The sequence below is a fragment of the Neisseria sicca VK64 genome (genome assembly GCF_000260655.1).
GTDB classification, from domain to species: domain Bacteria; phylum Pseudomonadota; class Gammaproteobacteria; order Burkholderiales; family Neisseriaceae; genus Neisseria; species Neisseria sicca_B.
Window position 1 is genome coordinate 1 of the sequence record NZ_AJMT01000158.1, and the last position, 4,247, is coordinate 4,247.

General features: G+C 51.1%; 3 protein-coding genes and 1 pseudogene. 2 read left to right on the top strand and 2 right to left on the bottom strand.

All coding sequences use genetic code 11. The features are described 5' to 3' along the window. Both HMPREF1051_RS09100 and HMPREF1051_RS09105 read left to right on the top strand, forming a co-directional pair. Window positions 1–292, top strand: a pseudogene (locus HMPREF1051_RS09100) (NADH:ubiquinone oxidoreductase subunit N); the annotation flags it as partial. A gap of 127 nt (window positions 293–419) precedes the next feature. Beyond that, window positions 420–719 carry a DUF2818 family protein gene (locus HMPREF1051_RS09105; protein ID WP_009175028.1) on the top strand — a complete coding sequence of 100 codons (300 nt, stop codon included), beginning with the start codon at window positions 420–422 and terminating at the stop codon, window positions 717–719. A 246-nt stretch (window positions 720–965) separates the two neighbouring features. Here the strand turns inward: HMPREF1051_RS09105 and HMPREF1051_RS09110 are convergent, their stop codons facing one another. Together HMPREF1051_RS09110 and HMPREF1051_RS09115 are read right to left on the bottom strand one after the other, a co-directional pair. After that, window positions 966–3,191: an NADP-dependent isocitrate dehydrogenase gene (locus tag HMPREF1051_RS09110; protein ID WP_003767565.1), complete on the bottom strand. Its 2,226-nt coding sequence runs from the start codon at window positions 3,189–3,191 to the stop codon at window positions 966–968. Window positions 3,192–3,367: 176 nt separating this feature from the next. Beyond that, complete coding sequence (locus HMPREF1051_RS09115) at window positions 3,368–4,027, bottom strand: hypothetical protein (RefSeq protein WP_003767567.1); 660 nt, start codon at window positions 4,025–4,027, stop codon at window positions 3,368–3,370. Window positions 4,028–4,247 lie beyond the last annotated feature (220 nt).

Below are 4,247 nucleotides of genomic sequence, written 5' to 3' on the forward strand. Positions count from 1 at the left end.
TCCGCCGCTGATGGGCTTCTACGCCAAATTCGGCGTCATCATGGTGTTGCTGAAATTCCATTACGTTTGGTTGTCGGCCTTCGCGGTCGTTATGTCCTTAATCGGCGCGTTCTACTACCTGCGCGTGGTTAAAGTCATGTATTTCGACGAACCCACTCATGACCAACCCATCGGCAGCAACTATGCCGCCAAATTCTTCCTAAGCGTCAATGCGTTCTTGTTGGTTTTGTGGGGCGTTATGCCGCAAACGATGATTGACTGGTGCGCAAAGGCTTTGGAAAACACTTTGTAAGACGATAAACCGAAACGGCAGCCGTGTCAGAGGCTGCCGTTTTTGTTAAGATACGCAGCCCAAGATTGTTTTTTCAGACGACCCTTTGAATCAAAGAGGTCGTCTGAAAACAGAAAGACACACCATCATGACCGCATCCATGTACATCCTTTTGGTATTGGCACTCATCTTCGCCAATGCCCCTTTCGTTACCACCAAATTTTTCGGCGTGTTTCCGCTCAAGCGCAAACATTTCGGGCATCACCTCGTCGAATTGGCGGCAGGCTTCATCCTGACCGCCGTCCTCGCCTACATCCTCGAATCCCGTGCCGGCGCGGTACAGCATCAAGACTGGGAGTTTTATGCCACCGTAGTCTGCCTCTACCTGATATTCGCCTTCCCCTGCTTCGTGTGGCGTTATTTCTGGCACGCGCGCAACCGCGAATAAGCTTTTCAGACGACCTCAGCGTTATAGTGGATTAACAAAAATCAGGACAAGGCAACGAAGCCATAGACAGTACAGATAGTACGGAACCGATTCACTTGGTGCTTCAGCACCTTAGAGAATCGTTCTCTTTGAGCTAAGGCGAGGCAACGCCGTACTGGTTTAAAGTTAATCAAAAAGGTCGTCTGAAAACCTTTAAATACAGGTTTTCAGACGACCTTTCATGTTTACAACTTTACCGTAATGCTTTTACAGCTTTGCCAATGCCTGATTGAATGTTTCGCTCGGGCGCATGGCTTGGGCGGCTTTTGCAGCGTCAGGGGCGTAGTAGCCGCCGATATCGGCTGCTTTGCCTTGCGCGGCGGAAAGTTCGGCAACGATTTTCGCTTCGTCGGCGGTCAGGGTTTCTGCCAACGGCGCAAATGCCGCTTTCAGTTCTGCGTCTTTATCCTGAGCTGCCAGTTCTTGCGCCCAGTAGAGGGTGAGGTAGAAATGGCTGCCGCGGTTGTCGAGTTCGCCTGCTTTGCGTTTGGGCGATTTGTCGTTCAACAGCAGTTTTTCGGTGGCGGCATCGAGCGTATCGGCGAGGACTTGGGCTTTGGTGTTGCCGGTTTTTTGCGCCAGATGTTCAAACGATACGGCGAGCGCGAGGAATTCGCCCAGCGAGTCCCAACGCAGGTGGTTTTCTTCGAGGAACTGTTGGACGTGTTTCGGTGCGGAGCCGCCCGCGCCGGTTTCAAACATACCGCCGCCGTTCATCAAAGGAACGATAGACAGCATTTTCGCGCTGGTGCCGAGTTCCAAAATCGGGAACAGGTCGGTCAGATAATCGCGCAAGACGTTGCCGGTTACAGAAATGGTGTCTTCGCCGTTTTTCAGACGACCCAAGCTGAACTTGGCGGCTTCTTCGGGAGCGAGGACGCGGATGTCGAGGCCGTCGGTATCCAGTTCGGCAAGATAGGATTTGACTTTGGCGAGCAAGCTTTTATCGTGCGGACGGTTTTCATCGAGCCAGAACACGGCGGGCGTGTTACTCAGGCGGGCGCGGTTGACGGCGAGTTGCACCCAGTCTTTGACGGGCGCGTCTTTGGTTTGGCACATGCGCCAGATGTCGCCTGCCTCAACTTCGTGCTGCATTAGGACTTTGCCCGCTGCATCAATGACTTGAACCTGACCGTCGGCTTCGATTTCAAAAGTTTTGTTGTGCGAACCGTATTCTTCAGCTGCCTGCGCCATCAGACCGACGTTGGGCACGGTACCCATGGTTGTCGGATCGAACGCGCCGTGTTCGCGGCAGAAGTCGATGGTTGCCTGATAAACGCCTGCGTAGCTGCTGTCGGGAATCACGGCTTTGGTGTCTTGCGCTTTGCCGTTTTTGTCCCACATACGGCCGGAATTGCGGATCATCGCGGGCATGGAAGCATCGACGATGACGTCGCTGGGGACGTGCAGGTTGGTGATGCCTTTGTCGGAATCGACCATCGCCAAATCGGGGTTGGCGGCGTAAACGGCGGCGATTTCGGCTTCGACGGCGGCGCGTGTGTCGGCATCCAGTTTGTCCAGATTGGCCAGCAGGTTGCCGAAGCCGTTGTTGACGTTGACGCCGGCGGCAGCCAGTTTGTCGCCGAATTTTTCAAAGACGGGTGCGAAGAATACTTTGACGGCGTGTCCGAAGATAATCGGGTCGGACACTTTCATCATGGTGGCTTTCATGTGCAGCGAGAACAAAACGCCTTTTGCCTTCGCGTCTTGCACTTGTTCAGCAAGGAAGGCGAGCAGGGCTTTTTTGCTCATCACGGTCGCGTCGATGATTTCGCCGGCTTTCAGGGCGACGGGCTCGCGCAGCTCTTTTTTGTTGCCTTGTTTGTCGGTAAACACGATGGATACGGAAGTTGCATCGGGTACGGTAACAGATTGTTCGTTATGGAAAAAGTCGCCGCTTTGCATGGTGGCAACGTGGGTTTTGGAATCTTTGGTCCATTCGCCCATGCTGTGCGGATTTTTTTTCGCAAAGTTTTTCACTGCTTTAGGCGCGCGGCGGTCGGAGTTGCCTTCGCGTAAAACGGGATTGACCGCGCTGCCTTTGATGCGGTCGTAACGTTCGCGCACGGCTTTTTCTTCATCGGTTTGCGGGTCGGCGGGATAGTCGGGGACGGCAAAGCCTTTTGCCTGCAATTCTTTAATCGCGGCGGTCAGTTGCGGTACGGACGCGCTGATGTTGGGCAGTTTGATCACGTTGGCGTCGGGCTGTTTCACCAGTTCGCCCAACTCGGCAAGCGCATCGGGTACGCGCTGCGCTTCGGTCAGATATTCGGGGAACGCCGCCAGAATGCGGCCGGACAGGGAAATATCGCTGGTTTTGACTTCGATACCGGCATGGCGGGTAAACGCCTGCACAATCGGCAGCAGGGATTGGGTCGCCAGCGCGGGGGCTTCATCGGTATGGGTGTAGATAATGGTGGCTTTGCTAGTCATGGGATATTCTCTTGTAGGTTAGGTTTTTCTTTTCGAATGCGGCGCAAAAGCGCGCTGCGTGGCTATTATGGCATATTTCGGCAGGCTTGGGATATGGTTTTAATATGTTATCAATCAGTTTGCAAAAAGGTCGTCTGAAACGGCTTCGGTAGCGTTTTCAGACGACCTTTGGGGGATTATAGGGAATATTTTTTCTTTAATGCACGGACGGCTTTCAACATTTCTGCATTGCTTCTCTTAATTTCTTCCTGAGCTTTATTTTGTTTTTCTCGAAAAGCCATTACACCCAATCGGTTTATTTCAGGATCTTTTTCTCCTTCACCCATCAAGGTTTTTTGATGTTTTATCAAATATTCCAAAACCTTACTTGCCAATATATTGATTTCGACCCTCCAGTTGACCACTGCTTTAATTTCAGGATCGCGGAAATCAGCATCCAAAAATCTTCCGGTAACTTTTTTCCACTCATCATCCAGCTTTTTTGCAGCTTCAAAAAATTCTGGAGAATGTGTCGAATTTTCTCCGGCCCGGTTAAATTCATCTTGTGCCGCCATCAATTCCGAATGAGACTGTAAAACGATTTCGAAAAAATTAACCAAATCCGCCCGTCCGTATGGCGATTTCACATTTGAAATAGGGATCGGCTCCAGCAGTTTCGGATCAGGCTCGGGAAAGTCGTTGATCATTTTGGCATACCCGGCGGGCAGCATGACCTTGCCTTTGGAAGACTGCACCGCGACGCGTTTTCCAGCAACGGGTTTGGCAGCGGCGCTTACGTTGACAGTCAATGCGGATGCGGTCAGCAACACTGAAACGAAGCGGATGAAAGCAGTCATAAAGCTCCTTAAATATTGCGTTGATAATCTGTTAGTCCGACGGTGGTAAAAAAGGTTTCTTATTTTCAGACGACCTTGGAGAGGGAATCCAATTATTGGGTATTGATATAGCAAACTTAAAAATATTTTTATGAATAACGCGCCAAATCTGCTTAAACTCTCTTCAGATATCACAGATTAACCTACAGACTGCTGATAATTTATTTATTAGAAAAGACCA